Source organism: Bacillus sp. B25(2016b) (assembly GCF_001679765.1).
Lineage (GTDB): Bacteria > Bacillota > Bacilli > Bacillales > Bacillaceae_G > Bacillus_A > Bacillus_A thuringiensis_K.
The window spans coordinates 3,067,963-3,082,784 of record NZ_CP016285.1; the positions used below are offsets into that span (position 1 = coordinate 3,067,963).

The following is a 14,822-nucleotide window of genomic DNA, read 5'->3' on the forward strand; positions in this document are numbered from 1 at the left end:
TCCACTTCAATTGTCTAATACCATATAGGTTTGCAGAAATACTCGAAACAACTTTGGAGGTTTTTTCATGGTAAAATATATATCTATTTTAGGTTCAACAGGATCTATCGGCACATCTGCATTAGATGTCGTTTCAGCTCATCCCGAACATTTTAAAATCGTCGGTTTAACCGCAAATTATAATATTGATCTTCTTGAGCAACAAATCGAAACGTTTCAACCTCGCATTGTAAGCGTTGCGACAAAAGAATTAGCAGACACGCTTCGTACGCGTATTTCAACCAACGTAAAAATTACATACGGAACAGATGGCTTAATTGCGGTAGCTACTCACCCTGATTCAAATCTTTTATTAAGTTCCATCATTGGTGTTTCAGGGTTACTTCCAACAATTGAAGCATTAAAAGCGAAGAAAGATATTGCCATCGCTAATAAAGAAACGTTAGTTGCAGCTGGTCATATCGTAACTGAACTGGCCAAGCAAAACGGATGTCGTTTAATTCCAGTCGATAGCGAACATTCAGCTATTTTCCAATGTTTAAACGGAGAAAATAATAAAGAAATTGACAAATTAATCGTTACAGCTTCTGGCGGTGCATTCCGTGATAAAACACGTGATGAAATGCAAACATTACAAGCAAAAGATGCTTTAAAGCACCCAAACTGGTTAATGGGGGCAAAACTAACGATTGATTCTGCCACATTAATGAATAAAGGGTTCGAAGTAATGGAAGCAAGATGGCTATTTGATATTCCTTATGAAAAAATTGATGTAATGATTCATAAAGAAAGTATTATTCATTCTTTAGTAGAGTTTATTGATGGATCAGTTATTGCGCAGCTCGGTGCTCCTGATATGAGAATGCCAATTCAATATGCGTTTCACTACCCTACTCGGCTATCTTCTTCCTATGAAAAATTAAATTTATTAGAAATTGGTAGTTTACATTTTGAAAAACCAGATTTAGAGAAGTTCCCTTGTCTACAATACGCATATGAATGTGGCAAAATCGGTGGTACTACTCCCGCTGTATTAAATGCAGCAAATGAAATTGCAAATGCACTATTCTTAAAAAATGAAATTGCCTTTTTCGATATTGAAAAAACAATTTACAAAACAGTTGAAGCTCATCATAACGTAAAAGATCCTTCACTAGATGCTATATTAGAAGCGGATCAATGGGCGCGCCAATATGCAAATGAATTGTTAATAAAAAAGAGCTAAAACAGTTCCCACTGTTTTAGCTCTTTTTTTCACGTATTCAACTTAACAAATCTATAACCGTGCGTCACTAACACTTTTAATATCGCATACCCTGGAATCGCTAAAATAATGCCCATAATCCCAAATAAATTTCCGGCAGTTAAAATAATAAAAATGATAGTAATCGGATGAATGTCTAACTTTTTCCCCATAACTTGCGGAGAAATAAATTTACCTTCTGCTAATTGTACAACCATCATAACGATAATTACTTTTAACACCATTGCTGGCGAGTCGATAAATGCGATAATTAACGCTGGTGTAATCGCGATAATTGGTCCTACGTACGGAACGATATTTACAATCATCGCTAAAATCGCAAGTAATACCGCATATTTTATACCGATAATAAGGTAACCGATTAATAGCATAATACCGATAAACAAGCTCACGATAATTTGCCCTCTAATGTACGAACTAATCGCATAATGCATATCGTCTAGTATTCTCATTGCTGCTGGTTGTCTTTGCTCTGAAATAAACTTTAAAAAGTGATTCGGCAATTGCTCACCATCTTTTAAAAGATAGAACAATATAAATGGAACCATTACAAATGTTAAAACAACCTCTGTAACAGTACTCAAAAATCCAGTTACATTTCCTGTTACTGATGATAAAGATTTCGTAAAATCAACTGTGTAGTCTTTTACCATATTCGCAACATTAATATTTAAATTCTCCTGAATTTTACCGAGTAAATTACTTTCCCCGAATCTACGTGCTGCTTGTTCAATCTCATGACCAAAATAAGGTAAGTTATCAATTAATGCATCAATTTGATCTTTAATAATAGGGATAACCGTTACAACTAAAAATACAAATAATCCTAGTACGATTAAATATATGGAAGCTATCGATACAATTCTTGAAACACCTTTCTTTTCTAAAAGCGAAACGAATGGATGTAAAATATAGAATAGCACGCCTGCTAATAGTACTGGGAAGAAAATTGTTTTTAAAAATACGATAAACGGTGTAAAAACAAATGATATTTTTGTTAGCAATAAAATATTAATGAACAATAACGCAAATCCAAGTAATACCGCCAAATAATTTTGTTCTCTAAAAAACTTTCTTAACTTATCTCTTTTTCTTATATTTATTTTCTCCAATGAAACCACCTCTTCGAATGATGAAAAGCCCTTATTCAGGGCTCTTCATCATAATCTATATATCTATTTCTTTGCAGCTTTCACTACAAATGATACAATAAAAATTAACACGATTGCACCTAATAATGCTGGTACGACATGAATCCCACCAAATGATGGCCCAAAGGATCCAAATAATCTACCACCTAACGAAGCACCTAATAAACCTGCGATAATATTTCCGAACATACCACCTGGGAAATTTTTACCCGTTATAGAACTAGCAATTGCACCTATAATAGCACCAACTATTAATGTGATAATCCATCCCATTTTTAGTCCTCCATTTCTATTATAGTTTGTATGATTCAATACAAACATATGTATCTATCATTGCTAATCATATTTCACTATAGAAATATATTTACTACTATTTTACATATGGAGATACATATATTATATGCAAAAAAGAAAAATATTGTCAAACTCACCCATAAAGCAATTATATTCATATACCATATTTAAAGGAGGCTTCATTATCTATGATTCTTAAGTTAAATTCCACTTCTTTTGAAGTAGCAACATCCATTTTACAGGTTCAAATTCCAGCTTATAAAGTTGAAGCAGACTACTTAAATAGTACTGCCATACCTCGTTTATATGATACTGTAAACGATATTCAAAGTTGCGTTGAAACATTCTATGGATATTTCTCTGAAAATAAACTTGTCGGTTTTATTTCTTTTGTACAAGAAGAAAAACTAATCGATATCCACAGGTTAGTTGTATCGCCCGATTTTTTTCAAAAAGGAATCGCAACGAAACTCCTAATTTATATATTTAACATGTTCCCTTCTTCTATGACATACATTGTACAAACGGGTAAAGCGAATACCCCTGCTATTACTTTATATAAAAAACACGGATTCATTACAGTATCAGATACAATACTTCCTAACGGTATGATTCTTACGCAATTAAAAAAGACAGAATACACAAAATAATTTGACTCGTTCGCTCCTTTGTGTTATTTTTTACTTTATAAAACCTTTTGCTGAGTCCAAATTTTGGAGCGGGGGAACCATTTTTGTAGCTATGCTACTTGGGGCGAATCTTCTTTAAGTAGGGAAACTCTCACTTCCCGAGTCCGACAGCTAACCTCGTAAGCGTAATGGGAGAGGAAGGTGCTTTTTGCCTATGTTACACATTTTGCCTCCTTAATTATAAATATGGGATCGATATCAAATAGTCACCTATATTTATAGAAAAGGAGAATGTATTATGTTACGTTTATCTGATCACGCAATAAAAATGATGGAGCAAAGACTCCGAATTGAAAAACAACGCACATATCAAGCAAATAAAGTTGTAGATAACTTACATCACAAATACTTCTTTCAGCATATTTTCCAACCGAAAAGATGAAGAAAATGTTTATTTAATATTAAAAAACACAAGGTGTGTCTTACAAAGACATTCCTTGTGTTTTTTATATTCTTTATAAAATTTTCACTACATTTAAACTTGCTGTAATCGCACCTGCTATAGTAGTCACATGACCTACACCTAACGGGCCATTTTGTAATATTAATGTTGAATTGGCACTCGTCACATTCACAAGAAGTGTATTTGAAATGGCTGGTTCGATTACTACAGTTGATGTCGTTACGTTTTGTATAAAACTCCCTGTTAGTTGCGTTCCATTTAATAGTAACCTAACAGATACTGTCTCATTCCCACCAGTCGCGTCCCCTTGGAAATAGTAGCTTACTAAATATATTCCTGGTGTGGATACTGTGACAGTTGTAGCACTAGTTAAAGATACACCAGTTCCATATACAGTAGATCCAGAATTAATTGGGATGTTGGCATTTGCTGCAATTGTACTTGTTGAGGTAGAGAAGAAATAGCCGCCACCTGTTGAAATGGCAGACGATCCAGTTGCACCGGTTAAGCCGGTTGGGCCCGTAGCACCTGTTGGGCCTGTTACTCCCGTTCCCCCTGTTGCTCCTGTTATTCCTTGGATTCCTGTCGGTCCTGTTGCACCCGTCGCTCCCGCTGCTCCTGCCTGACCTGTTATCCCTTGTGGTCCTTGGATTCCTTGCACTCCTTGTGGACCGGTTGCTCCTGTCGGTCCGGTTGCTCCGGTTGCTCCTGTTACACCTTGTGGTCCTTGAATTCCTTGAGGTCCTTGAGGGCCCGTTACTCCCGTCGCTCCTACTATTCCCGAGAAGCCTATTGCTCCTACGCTACCAGTTGCACCTGTAGGTCCAACCGCTCCATTTTGCCCCTGACTACCTTGCGCTCCAACTGGTCCTATACTACCATTAGCACCTGTCACCCCACTTGCTCCAATTGGGCCTTGCAACCCTTGAATCCCTTGTATACCTTGTATTCCTTGCGGACCCGTTGCACCTGTATTGCCTGTCGTTCCCGTTATCCCTTGTATTCCCGTAATCCCTTGAACACCTTGCACACCTTGTAGTCCAGTTGCCCCAGTTGCTCCTGTGGCTCCAGTTTCACCCGTTGCACCTGTAATTCCAACATTTCCTTGTGGGCCTTGTGGGCCTTGACTACCTTGCGCCCCTTGGACTCCCTGTGGACCTGTTATACCGACTTCCCCTGTATTTCCTTGGGGACCTCTAATTCCTTGTGCACCTGTTGGACCGGTAATTCCTTGCACACCTTGTATACCTTGAGAACCTTGCGCTCCTGTTGGACCTGTTACGCCTTGTATTCCTTGCACACCTCTAGGACCTTCCGCACCGGTTGGACCGATTTCTCCCTGCGGACCTTGTATGCCTATTGGGCCTTCTACACCGGTTGCTCCTGTTATTCCTTGAACTCCTTGTATTCCTTGTATACCTGTAGTTCCGTCCTCCCCTTGTATTCCTTGCGCCCCTTGAGAACCTTGAGGGCCCGTTACACCTGATATTCCGGTTACACCTATTTCTTCCTGCACTCCTTGCGCGCCCGTTTCTCCTTGCTCACCTATTTCTCCTTGTATTCCTTGGGCGCCCTGTATACCTTGACTACCAGCAGGGCCTGTAATTCCTTGTATTCCTTGCATACCTTGTAATCCAATATCACCAACAGGACCTTGCTCTCCAATTAATCCTTGAGGACCTTATAAGCCGACCGGACCAGTAATTCCTTGCTCTCCAGTATCACCAACGGGACCTTGTATCCCTTGAGCTCCTGTTGTCCCTCGTGGTCCTTGTATCCCCCCAATACCTTGGGGGCCTTGTGGACCAGTTGCTCCCGTAGGCCCAGTAATTCCCGGAGGCCCGACCGGATCTTCATGCCCTCCAGTTGGACCGATTGGACCACTATTACCTGTCGGACCCGTTGCTCCTATACGCGGAAGAGGCAGTGCCACTCCAAATTTTTTGCACTTTCTATGATGACGCACAACAATCCCCCTTCCCCAAAATAATTACACCTTTCATATGAAATGCATCTTTATAAGAAAAGTACACTTTTGACCTCATTTTTTTAAAATAAAGAAGCCTATCATTTCATCTATTTGAAATGATAGGCTTCTTTTTATAAAACAATTTACTTCCTCGCCTTAATAATAAAAGTAGTTGGCACCATCCTAGCTTTATATAAAGAATAATATTTCGTAGACGGCTCAGCTAGTTCTCCATCAAACGAGCTCGATGGTTCAGGCTCTTCTATTCTCTCAATTTTAAATCCCGCTCTATTTAACTCATTTATGTATGTACTTATTTTTCTCTTATATAATGTCGCTTGTACATTTTCTCCTTTAAATGTTTCAAACGTAATGGGCGTTTCCTCATGATAAGAAGACTTTATAGCAACTTCTTCCGTACCATACTGTAAGTTTGAATATACTGGGTGCTCCCAACTAAAAATAAAACTTCCCCCTGGCTTTACATATGAATAAATCAGTTCCAACGTTTTTCTTAAATCCGAAGTCCAACCTAATGCATAAATGGAATATACAATATCAAAATATCCTTTCGGAATATCTCCTTCTTCTTCCATTGCTCCGCATACTAACTTTGGATTCCAATCCTTTAACGTCTTATTCGCTATTTCAATTTGTGTACTCGAAAGATCAAGCCCCCATAATTCCTCTGCCCCTTGTTCCGCCATATATTGCAACGAATGCCCACTTCCACAGCCAATATCAAGAACCTTTTTCTTTCTGATTGAATCGAACAAACGAATCTCATCTTCAGACGCCGTATACGGACCATATTTAGGTAAACAATCCACTTGAAAAAAATAAGGTGCAACTGTATCCCAACACTTTTTATTTATAGCTAGCATTTGTGTGCCTTTCATATTATTCATTCCCCCCATCCATTTTTCTTTCTCTAATATTAATTACATATCATAACCAGATCGCCCTTTTCTCTTCGCCCGGTAGTTTTTCACTTTTGCAATCGTACCGCATGCTCTTCCTCCTTCTTCTCCAGCATACATACCACACCATCTTTTACTTCCATTTCGCGAATGATCATAAAATACCCAGCGACAATCTGGACATGCTTTTAACCTTCCCCACACACTTTCTTGAATTGACATTAACACAATGCTTAACACTTTTGTATACACATTCTCTTTATATACTGGTTCATATGTAATACCTTTCATATTATCCTTTATATGTACATGAAATGGGTATTTCTCTAACCATTTTTGCAATGATCCTTCGCCTTCAATTGTCATCCGAATATCTTCTCGAAAACCTCTTAATTCCTCTATCGTATGAAATGGAAACTCTTCATCAAAATATTCTTTCATAAAGAGCTTTATATCTTCTTTTGTTTGCAGCAAATCAATTGGCTCTCTCGTATCGTTTGGTATTCTCCATGTATTTAAAAATTCCCGAATATATTCTAGTTCATTTGGAGCGTTTTGATTCAATTCGATCCACCTTCTTCTTAAAATTTACTTTTTTCTGACTTTATGTATAATTATAGTATAAAATAGTTAACCATCAAATATTTTTACTGGTTACATAATTAGGAGGATTTCTATGAAAAGTTTCTCAACACCGATACGTTTCATGCTTATTTCTTCATTTTTTATGTCTTTTGGGTATTTTGCAGTATACGCATTTTTAGCTATTTATCTATTAACCTTTCTTCATTTTTCTGCTGTCCAAGTAGGAACAGTGTTGACGGTTATGACAATTACATCACGAGTTATCCCATTATTCTCAGGGTTAATTGCTGACAAAATAGGCTATATCATTATGATGATAGCCGGTTTATTTTTGAGAGGAATCGGATTTATCGCTTTAGGAATATGCTCTGATTTCCATACAATTTCTATTTCTTCTGCACTTATTGGCTTCGGAACTGCATTTTACGAACCTGCCGCTCGTGCTATATTTGGCTCACAGCCAGCTCATTTGAGAAAAAATTTATTTACATATTTAAACCTTAGCTTTAATTGCGGTGCAATAATCGGACCAATTGCAGGAGGATTCTTACTCTTACTCGATCCACTCTACGCTTTCTCTCTAACAGGATCTCTTATGCTGTTATTTGCTTTTATCTTTTACTTACTTAAAAATCACTTCCAAGTCACTACTGAAAACACGTCTATTACATTAGGAATACAGGCCATCTTACAAAACAAGTATTTCCTTCTGTTTTCCTTTATCATGATTTTCTTCTATATTATGTTTACTCAGCTTACTGTCGCACTTCCACTTCATATGAAAAACATTAGTAATAGCAATCAACTTGCTACACTCGTTATTACGATAAATGCGATAACAGGCGTCATATTTATGGTATTATTCCGAAAATTATTCCACAAATACAACACACTTTCGATTATTAAATACGGTGTTTTATTAATGAGTATTTCCTTTTTACTCATTCCTTTATTTCGACACCCATATTGGCTCTTTATTTGTGTAATTTTATTTACAATCGGTGAAACACTCGTATTACCTAACGCTGATATCGCTATTGCAAATTACAGTAATGAATCATATACAGCCACTTTCTTCGGATTTTATCAATTATCACTCGCATTTGGTTTTATCATTGGTAATTATACCGGTACATCTTTTACATCCAACTTAAGCGGAATGTATACACCATGGCTTATTTTTGGCGGAATAGGACTTATTGGTTTTATTTCACTACATATTTTGAATATAAAAAAAGTGGCCTCTAAAGAGGATGTACACCTATGCAATACAAGCGACCTATAACGAAAAAGATTCGACCATCATATGTGACAGTCGAATCTTTTTATTTTTCATATTCAAGGTGATTATGTCTTTTACAACCAAATAAATAGCAAGCCCCTATATAATCAGTTTCAAACTCTAATCCTGGAACGTATCCAGATTTGATACGTTCTACCAATGTTTTATAACAATTATTCTCTTCTGTATATTCCTCAATTAACTCTTTCTTATCATTTTCTGTCCAGTTTTCTTCTACTTCTTCATTCTGAACATCTTCTATTTCTGCTGTTTTCGCTTCGATAGATTCCCGTATAACTTCATTTATACGGGAGAAATTATTCGTTTTATATAGAGCATACACAAATCTACCAATCCAATTAGGACTTTTCCAGCATTCTTTATATCCCTTTTCGAACCATTCAATTGCTTCTTTATAGCAATTCAACTCAACATATAAATCTGCTACCTTAATTTCCCCTAAAAAATTATCAGATTCCCTGTTAAAAGTATCTAACTTCTCTTTTGCTTCTGTCATTCGTTCTAAATCAATTAAACATTTTACATAGCTATACATGATATAGTCCGAATCCCCTGCAACTCGCAAGAAAAATTCTGAAGCTTTTTCCAGCTCTCCAAGGTTATAATGTGCTACAGCTACATTATGATATGCTTCATCTGATGGTTGAATCGAAATAGACTTTTGTAATGCTTCTTTCGCTTCTGTCCATTTTTCTTGTTTCATGTAAATGTCCCCTAAGATGTTATAAGGAAAGTATGAAGAAGGATTCAACTTAACAACTTCTCTTATTAATTCAAGAGCTTTATCATCATTCTCTTCCTCATAAAAGTACATCCAAGCCAGATTATTGAGAGATTGTACGTCTCTAGATTCATGTACTGCTTGTTGAAACAGTTCCATTGCTTCCTCATATTTATTTTGTTCAAACATTTCAATTGCCTTCTCATTAATGTTCAAATAAATACCTCCGAAGTAAATGAATTCATCTATTCCCTATCATTATAGTAAAATGTAAAAATTATAATTTCTATAAAAAAATTTCTTTCTCTCGTCTACATTTCGATTGAAATAGAAGCTAAAACACACGAATTTACAACAATCAGTAAATTTTTCAATCTCCCTTAAATTGGATATACACCCTGTTTTAATTTACATATTATGGTACAATTAAAAGGGTACTAACTAAACATTTACGCTCCACACTAGTAATCTAGCAATACCAAAATCAAAATTCACATGGAATTGAGGGATGTTATGAAACAGAAATTAGCTGTTCTTCTATTCACCGGAATCATATTATCCGGATGTTCAGCTATTCCAGGAAATTCTTTAGAAACTGGAAACGGCAGTATGGAATTATTAACACCAACCATTACAACAAAAGATAATGAATTAGAAATTAAGACCGAGGGCATTGATGAAAATAAAGTGACCTTTATTTATGTTGCTAATAAAAAAGTGTTGGAACAAAAGCTAAAGAATGGTGAATCCTACAAGCTTAACATTAAAGATATCGAACACGCTCATAGGACAGACTACAAACCAAAAGTTCAACTTTTGCAAACGAAAGATGATGATGATGGTGGAGAAATAGTAACCTTCAAACAAGTTAGATATACAGTTAAAAACTGATTTTAAAGTTGTTTCATTATAAATGTAACGAACGAAAATATACTTTTAACAGTAGATACATGTAAGGGGTGCTAACATGAAAAAACGATGGATTTCTTGGTGGATTGGTAACATATTTTGGATTATCGTTTTTGGAATATGGGCCACTATCATTTGGCTACGAGATTTTGATGGTGCTGGTGTTATTCAAACACCTGAAATTAAATCAATATCACTTATCGTTTTATTAATTACGTTTATCATACCGGTATTTTTTCAAATTATATGGCTAATCATTAATTTGAGAATGAGTAAAAAAAATAATTATACGATTTAGTTTTTTTGAATTAACAGATGAATATTTTTCATAAAAAAGAGAGGAATCTACATCAAAATAGATTCCTCCCTTTTACATTTGGACTTATACTGCGCTTTTACCGCAGCACTACTCCTCTTTTTTACGATGCATGTTCATCTTTCTTCTTCATTAACGCTCTTTTCTTCATCGCTTTCGTTAAATATCCACCTTTAAACGAACGAATTTCATACGAAGACATAAACGCTTTCGGTGCAATTTCATTAATAATTTCTAAAAGCTCTTTCTCTCTAGAACGCTTTGCGACGATATCTAAGCGATAACGTATAGAATTAATACCTTCGCCTTCAAATACTGTAACGCCAAATCCAGAGTGACGTAACTCATCTACTAATTCATTACAACGGTCTAGTAAACTAACTTGATACGTAATATAACCAATTGCTAATTTATTCTCTATATAACCGCCTAATAACAGTCCCGCACTAAAGCCAATGACATAGGCAACGATGTTCATCCAATTTGATAAATCTTGAAACACAATACCTAAACTGACAATGTAAATAGCTCCTTCTAACAATCCAACACCAGCAGCGGATCTTGTTTGATTCTTTACAAGCAAAATCGTACGAATTGTTAAAATTGGAACGTAAATAATTTGTAGCACAAAAATAAGTAGCGCTTGTAACATTGGTATCCACCTCTTTCAAAAAGTCTTTTGTCATAATAACATACATAACCTTTAGAAATCGATGGGTTTTTTAAAATTTTTTTATTATTTTTCATACTATTGAAAAACGCAAAAAAGAAGCGTATCATATTTGTCGTTAATTTGATTACTTGTATCATATCGCTAAACTAAAAAAGGAACCAAATTAGGTCCCTTTCATCATAGCTCTATGTTTTTCGAAGCATGTTCCCTTTGCTTCTCTTCTTCTTTCACTAACTGCATATTTGCATACGCTAAATTTGCAATCATTAAAAAGTGACCACCTAAAATACCTGTACCGAATGCCCAAATTTCCATTTCATGCTCAATTTCATACATGATTATAGCTCCTAAAATAGCAGCTGCAAATCGGTTTAAAACTCCTAATCCAGGAGACTTTTCCTTCATTACGATACTTTTTCCGAGTTTCTCCACTCTGCGAGCTAATAACCAAAGACAATAGGCGCTTACTGCTAATCCAATACCAAACCCTGTCACTTGTTTTCCAAACGGAGTAATCGTCCACATAAGTAGTAAACCACTAAAGATCACATACAATTGTAATCGATATACACGTAAGGCTTCTTGAATCAAAATATCCGCTCCTAAGTTCTCATTTTTTGTACTTTAGAAGAAAAGCAGCAACTTACACAGTTGCTGCTTTCTCTTCTTCTTGTTCTTGTTCCATCTTACGAATTTCAACACGTTTAATTTGGTAAGCGTCTTTTTCTAACACTTTAAATTCATAACCTTCTGCCTCAACGTGTTGTCCTTCTTCGATTTCATGATTTTGCATCATAATCCATCCACCGATTGTATCCACATCATCTTCTTCGATGTGTAATCCAAATAAATCTTTCACTTCTGAGATAAGCACTTTTCCATCAACAATGATATGTTGCTCGTTCACATGTTGAATTGGTGGTGCTTCATCTTCATCATATTCGTCACGAATTTCGCCGACGATTTCCTCCAAGATATCTTCAAGCGTTACAATTCCGGCTGTTCCTCCGTACTCATCATATAAAACAGCCATCGGAATTCGCTTCTTCTGCATTTGAAGTAATAAATCGTGAATTGGAGTCGTTTCCATCACTTCAATAATCGGACGCATATACGAGCGAATAGATGATAAATCTTTTTGATCCTCGGTCATATATCGAATAAAGAAATCTTTTACGTTGACCATACCGATAATATCATCTTTATCCTCTCCAAAAATCGGATAACGTGTGTATCTCTCATTTTGGATCACTTTCATGTGTTCTTCTACTGAATCTTCCAGGTAGAAACCAACGATTTCTGTTCGCGGTACCATAATCTCTTTTGCAATACGATTATCAAATTCAAAAATGTTATTTACATACTTGTATTCGGCTTGATTAATTTCGCCACTTTCATAGCTATCTGAAAGAATAAGGCGTAATTCTTCTTCGGTATGAGCTACTTCATGTTCAGAAGCCGGTTTTAAACCGAATAAACCAGTTATCACACGAGCTGAACCATTCAATACCCAAATAAATGGATACATTACTTTATAGAACATCATTAGTGGAGCTGCAAATAATAATGTTACTTTTTCAGCCTTTTGAATTGCCATCGTTTTCGGAGCCAATTCCCCTACTACAACGTGTAAATACGTCATTAACATAAAAGCAAGACCAAATGTTAATACTGATGAAATAGAAGGATTTAAGTTCCATTTCTCAAATAATGGGTGTAATAACTTTTCAATTGTCGGTTCACCTAACCAACCTAATCCCATAGCTGTCACTGTAATACCTAATTGACAAGCAGATAAATATTCATCTAAATTTGTTGTTACCTTTTTCGCTGCTAAAGCACCGCGTTTTCCTTCTGCAACAAGCTGATCAATACGACTTGAACGTACTTTTACAATCGCAAACTCAGCTGCTACGAAAAATCCAGTAAATGCGATTAAAATCGCAACCATGACTAAATTAAATATTTCCAATGAATCCCCTTAGTTAAAAAACTAAGGTGTCCACCTCCTGTATACTATAATGTTTTCTTATTTGTTTCTTAGAAAACATAGCCCTATACAAAAATTAAAGAGGTCAGATTTCACTTTTTCTATAATAATAGAGCAAGTGTCTGTATTAAAGCTGTCGTTTGACCAGATAAAGATTTCGATATTTTTTCACGTTGTGAATCAGTCAATCCATCTAAAAGCGGCTTTAACTCTGTTAACTCTGCTTCTAATCGATGAATATGGTCTGTCACTTCATTCACTTGTTTCGAAACGTGTTCATTGATACCGAGCAGCTTCTTCTTCTCCTCGATTTTCTCTTTAATTTCACAAAGCGGCATATGCATTTCTTTGCACTTCTCAATAAATTGTAATGTCTCAAATGCTGTTTCGTCGTAATAGCGATAATTAGATTGAGATCGCTCCGCTTTTAAGATACCTAGATTCGTATAATAATCAATCGTTCGTTTCGACACGTGAGCCATGAGAGCCAACTGTCCGATTCGATACACCTTCCCAACGATCTTCCCCCCTTGTTTATATTACTTACATGATACAATACATAAACTGTACAGTCAAACGTGACGGTTTATTATTCACAATTTATACCAAATTCCAAGCTCCACCCTACTATTATCCAATACAAATCACTCATACAATAAAATTACTAAACTATTACCTAATCACTACATTGTCTGTACCTTTTAACCTTTCTTATTTAAAAGCATATTCTACTAATAATGATTGCTTGTATAGGAGGAAATTAACATGAAAAAGACAATCATTTCTCATTTTTATAATGAAGAATACCTACTCCCATGGTGGCTTATGCATCACACGAAAATATTCGATCACGGCATTTTAATTAATAGAGGGTCTACAGATCGTTCCGTAGAGATTTGTAAACTATTAGCACCCCACTGGGAAGTACGAAATTCCAGATTTCTTGAGTTTGATCCAACTAATACTGATATTGAAGTGATGGAAATTGAAAGAGAAGTTTCAGGTTGGAAAATCGTTTTAAATACTACTGAATTCTTTTGTTGTAATAATACTGAAGATTTTTTTTCATCTCTTCATACACTAGGCCAAAACATGTATGCGATTAGAATGATTTTAATGATAGATAATCACAATTATAATTATTCAAAGCCTAGATATTCTATCCCCTTAGTAGAACAGCGATACCACGGTGTCTTCCCTTACAACCCACAACTCGGATGTGCTTGGAGATTTATTCACAATCATCTAGATGGTGCATATTTACCTGGTAGACATCATTCGCGGCACGGATATATAATTTATGACTATCCTTCATTTATTTTAAAATTTTATTTTAGCCCTTGGAATGAACAGTCAAAGGCAAGAAAATTACAAATTACACCTACCCTTTCAAAAAGGGGTGTTCAAATGGGGCTTCAAACACATTACGGTCAATCTCCTGAAGTACTGGACATACGTTTTTTAGAGCTTAGTAACCTAACACAAGACCTCCGTCATAACCCTGAATACCAAGAATTATTCCCAAAATTCAAACCGTAATATTTTCTGCATCGTCATCGCCTCAAACATTTTCATTCGCTTAATCAAAAACAATCTCATTTGCATAAAACATGAATACTGTATAAATAATAAATT

At 35.7% G+C, this 14,822-nt stretch carries 16 protein-coding genes, 1 pseudogene and 1 riboswitch; of the genes and pseudogenes, 7 read left to right on the forward strand and 10 right to left on the reverse strand.

Annotated features, from left to right (window positions below):
• The first annotated feature begins 67 nt into the window (after window positions 1–67).
• Window positions 68–1,225 (forward strand): 1-deoxy-D-xylulose-5-phosphate reductoisomerase, encoded by a 1,158-nt coding sequence (locus tag BAQ53_RS15630; RefSeq protein WP_208905776.1) that lies wholly within the window; start codon window positions 68–70, stop codon window positions 1,223–1,225.
• A 29-nt stretch (window positions 1,226–1,254) separates the two neighbouring features.
• Here the strand turns inward: BAQ53_RS15630 and BAQ53_RS15635 are convergent, their stop codons facing one another.
• Together BAQ53_RS15635 and BAQ53_RS15640 are read right to left on the reverse strand one after the other, a co-directional pair.
• Window positions 1,255–2,376, reverse strand: a complete 1,122-nt coding sequence (locus BAQ53_RS15635; RefSeq protein ID WP_000411481.1) for an AI-2E family transporter — start codon at window positions 2,374–2,376, stop codon at window positions 1,255–1,257.
• A 63-nt stretch (window positions 2,377–2,439) separates the two neighbouring features.
• Window positions 2,440–2,688 (reverse strand): GlsB/YeaQ/YmgE family stress response membrane protein, encoded by a 249-nt coding sequence (locus BAQ53_RS15640; protein WP_000539730.1) that lies wholly within the window; start codon window positions 2,686–2,688, stop codon window positions 2,440–2,442.
• Between the two features lie 209 nt (window positions 2,689–2,897).
• Between BAQ53_RS15640 and BAQ53_RS15645 the strand changes: the two genes are divergently transcribed.
• Both BAQ53_RS15645 and BAQ53_RS15650 read left to right on the forward strand, forming a co-directional pair.
• The gene (locus tag BAQ53_RS15645; RefSeq protein WP_208905778.1) at window positions 2,898–3,359 is read left to right on the forward strand and encodes a GNAT family N-acetyltransferase; all 462 of its coding nucleotides are present in this window, start codon (window positions 2,898–2,900) and stop codon (window positions 3,357–3,359) included.
• A gap of 38 nt (window positions 3,360–3,397) precedes the next feature.
• Window positions 3,398–3,540, forward strand: a riboswitch (cyclic di-AMP (ydaO/yuaA leader).
• Between the two features lie 96 nt (window positions 3,541–3,636).
• On the forward strand, window positions 3,637–3,780 hold the full coding sequence (locus BAQ53_RS15650) for a hypothetical protein (RefSeq protein ID WP_000945243.1): 144 nt from the start codon (window positions 3,637–3,639) through the stop codon (window positions 3,778–3,780).
• A gap of 73 nt (window positions 3,781–3,853) precedes the next feature.
• On the opposite strand, the pseudogene BAQ53_RS15655 reads toward BAQ53_RS15650, so the two are convergent.
• The 3 genes and pseudogenes from BAQ53_RS15655 to BAQ53_RS15665 all read right to left on the reverse strand — a co-directional run bounded on the left by BAQ53_RS15655 (window position 3,854) and on the right by BAQ53_RS15665 (window position 7,254).
• Window positions 3,854–5,767, reverse strand: a pseudogene (locus tag BAQ53_RS15655) (collagen-like protein).
• 146 nt (window positions 5,768–5,913) lie between these two features.
• Window positions 5,914–6,669, reverse strand: coding sequence for a class I SAM-dependent methyltransferase (locus BAQ53_RS15660; protein ID WP_208905780.1), 756 nt, complete (start codon window positions 6,667–6,669; stop codon window positions 5,914–5,916).
• Window positions 6,670–6,711: 42 nt separating this feature from the next.
• Complete coding sequence (locus tag BAQ53_RS15665) at window positions 6,712–7,254, reverse strand: CGNR zinc finger domain-containing protein (RefSeq protein ID WP_208905788.1); 543 nt, start codon at window positions 7,252–7,254, stop codon at window positions 6,712–6,714.
• Window positions 7,255–7,366: 112 nt separating this feature from the next.
• Here BAQ53_RS15665 and BAQ53_RS15670 point away from each other — a divergent pair, with 112 nt between their 5' ends.
• A complete protein-coding gene (locus BAQ53_RS15670; RefSeq protein ID WP_208905790.1) occupies window positions 7,367–8,560 on the forward strand; it encodes an MDR family MFS transporter in 1,194 nt (397 codons plus the stop codon).
• Between the two features lie 40 nt (window positions 8,561–8,600).
• On the opposite strand, the gene BAQ53_RS15675 is transcribed toward BAQ53_RS15670, so the two are convergent.
• Window positions 8,601–9,515: a tetratricopeptide repeat protein gene (locus BAQ53_RS15675; protein WP_001024460.1), complete on the reverse strand. Its 915-nt coding sequence runs from the start codon at window positions 9,513–9,515 to the stop codon at window positions 8,601–8,603.
• Between the two features lie 279 nt (window positions 9,516–9,794).
• On the opposite strand from BAQ53_RS15675, the gene BAQ53_RS15680 reads away from it, so the two are divergent.
• Together BAQ53_RS15680 and BAQ53_RS15685 are read left to right on the forward strand one after the other, a co-directional pair.
• Window positions 9,795–10,190: a hypothetical protein gene (locus BAQ53_RS15680; protein ID WP_074593361.1), complete on the forward strand. Its 396-nt coding sequence runs from the start codon at window positions 9,795–9,797 to the stop codon at window positions 10,188–10,190.
• Window positions 10,191–10,266: 76 nt separating this feature from the next.
• Window positions 10,267–10,506: a DUF3923 family protein gene (locus BAQ53_RS15685; RefSeq protein WP_000747686.1), complete on the forward strand. Its 240-nt coding sequence runs from the start codon at window positions 10,267–10,269 to the stop codon at window positions 10,504–10,506.
• A 121-nt stretch (window positions 10,507–10,627) separates the two neighbouring features.
• Here BAQ53_RS15685 and BAQ53_RS15690 read toward each other — a convergent pair whose 3' ends face one another.
• The 4 genes from BAQ53_RS15690 to BAQ53_RS15705 all read right to left on the reverse strand — a co-directional run bounded on the left by BAQ53_RS15690 (window position 10,628) and on the right by BAQ53_RS15705 (window position 13,696).
• Window positions 10,628–11,176, reverse strand: coding sequence for a DUF2179 domain-containing protein (locus tag BAQ53_RS15690; RefSeq protein WP_000938438.1), 549 nt, complete (start codon window positions 11,174–11,176; stop codon window positions 10,628–10,630).
• 198 nt (window positions 11,177–11,374) lie between these two features.
• Window positions 11,375–11,788 carry an ATP synthase subunit I gene (locus tag BAQ53_RS15695; protein WP_000613879.1) on the reverse strand — a complete coding sequence of 138 codons (414 nt, stop codon included), beginning with the start codon at window positions 11,786–11,788 and terminating at the stop codon, window positions 11,375–11,377.
• Between the two features lie 52 nt (window positions 11,789–11,840).
• The gene (locus BAQ53_RS15700) at window positions 11,841–13,169 is read right to left on the reverse strand and encodes a hemolysin family protein (protein ID WP_000402275.1); all 1,329 of its coding nucleotides are present in this window, start codon (window positions 13,167–13,169) and stop codon (window positions 11,841–11,843) included.
• 119 nt (window positions 13,170–13,288) lie between these two features.
• Complete coding sequence (locus tag BAQ53_RS15705; protein ID WP_000285637.1) at window positions 13,289–13,696, reverse strand: MerR family transcriptional regulator; 408 nt, start codon at window positions 13,694–13,696, stop codon at window positions 13,289–13,291.
• A 256-nt stretch (window positions 13,697–13,952) separates the two neighbouring features.
• Here BAQ53_RS15705 and BAQ53_RS15710 point away from each other — a divergent pair, with 256 nt between their 5' ends.
• Window positions 13,953–14,726 carry a glycosyltransferase family 2 protein gene (locus BAQ53_RS15710; protein WP_000750968.1) on the forward strand — a complete coding sequence of 258 codons (774 nt, stop codon included), beginning with the start codon at window positions 13,953–13,955 and terminating at the stop codon, window positions 14,724–14,726.
• Window positions 14,727–14,822: the final 96 nt, after the last annotated feature.

Excerpts from the sequence above, each read along its gene's own strand:
- BAQ53_RS15630 (WP_208905776.1), top strand. The coding sequence starts at position 68 with ATGGTAAAATATATATCTATTTTAGGTTCAACAGGATCTATCGGCACA.
- BAQ53_RS15640 (WP_000539730.1), bottom strand. The coding sequence starts at position 2,688 with ATGGGATGGATTATCACATTAATAGTTGGTGCTATTATAGGTGCAATT.
- BAQ53_RS15645 (WP_208905778.1), top strand. The coding sequence starts at position 2,898 with ATGATTCTTAAGTTAAATTCCACTTCTTTTGAAGTAGCAACATCCATT.
- BAQ53_RS15650 (WP_000945243.1), top strand. The coding sequence starts at position 3,637 with ATGTTACGTTTATCTGATCACGCAATAAAAATGATGGAGCAAAGACTC.
- BAQ53_RS15660 (WP_208905780.1), bottom strand. The coding sequence starts at position 6,669 with ATGAAAGGCACACAAATGCTAGCTATAAATAAAAAGTGTTGGGATACA.
- BAQ53_RS15670 (WP_208905790.1), top strand. The coding sequence starts at position 7,367 with ATGAAAAGTTTCTCAACACCGATACGTTTCATGCTTATTTCTTCATTT.
- BAQ53_RS15680 (WP_074593361.1), top strand. The coding sequence starts at position 9,795 with ATGGAATTGAGGGATGTTATGAAACAGAAATTAGCTGTTCTTCTATTC.
- BAQ53_RS15685 (WP_000747686.1), top strand. The coding sequence starts at position 10,267 with ATGAAAAAACGATGGATTTCTTGGTGGATTGGTAACATATTTTGGATT.
- BAQ53_RS15690 (WP_000938438.1), bottom strand. The coding sequence starts at position 11,176 with ATGTTACAAGCGCTACTTATTTTTGTGCTACAAATTATTTACGTTCCA.
- BAQ53_RS15710 (WP_000750968.1), top strand. The coding sequence starts at position 13,953 with ATGAAAAAGACAATCATTTCTCATTTTTATAATGAAGAATACCTACTC.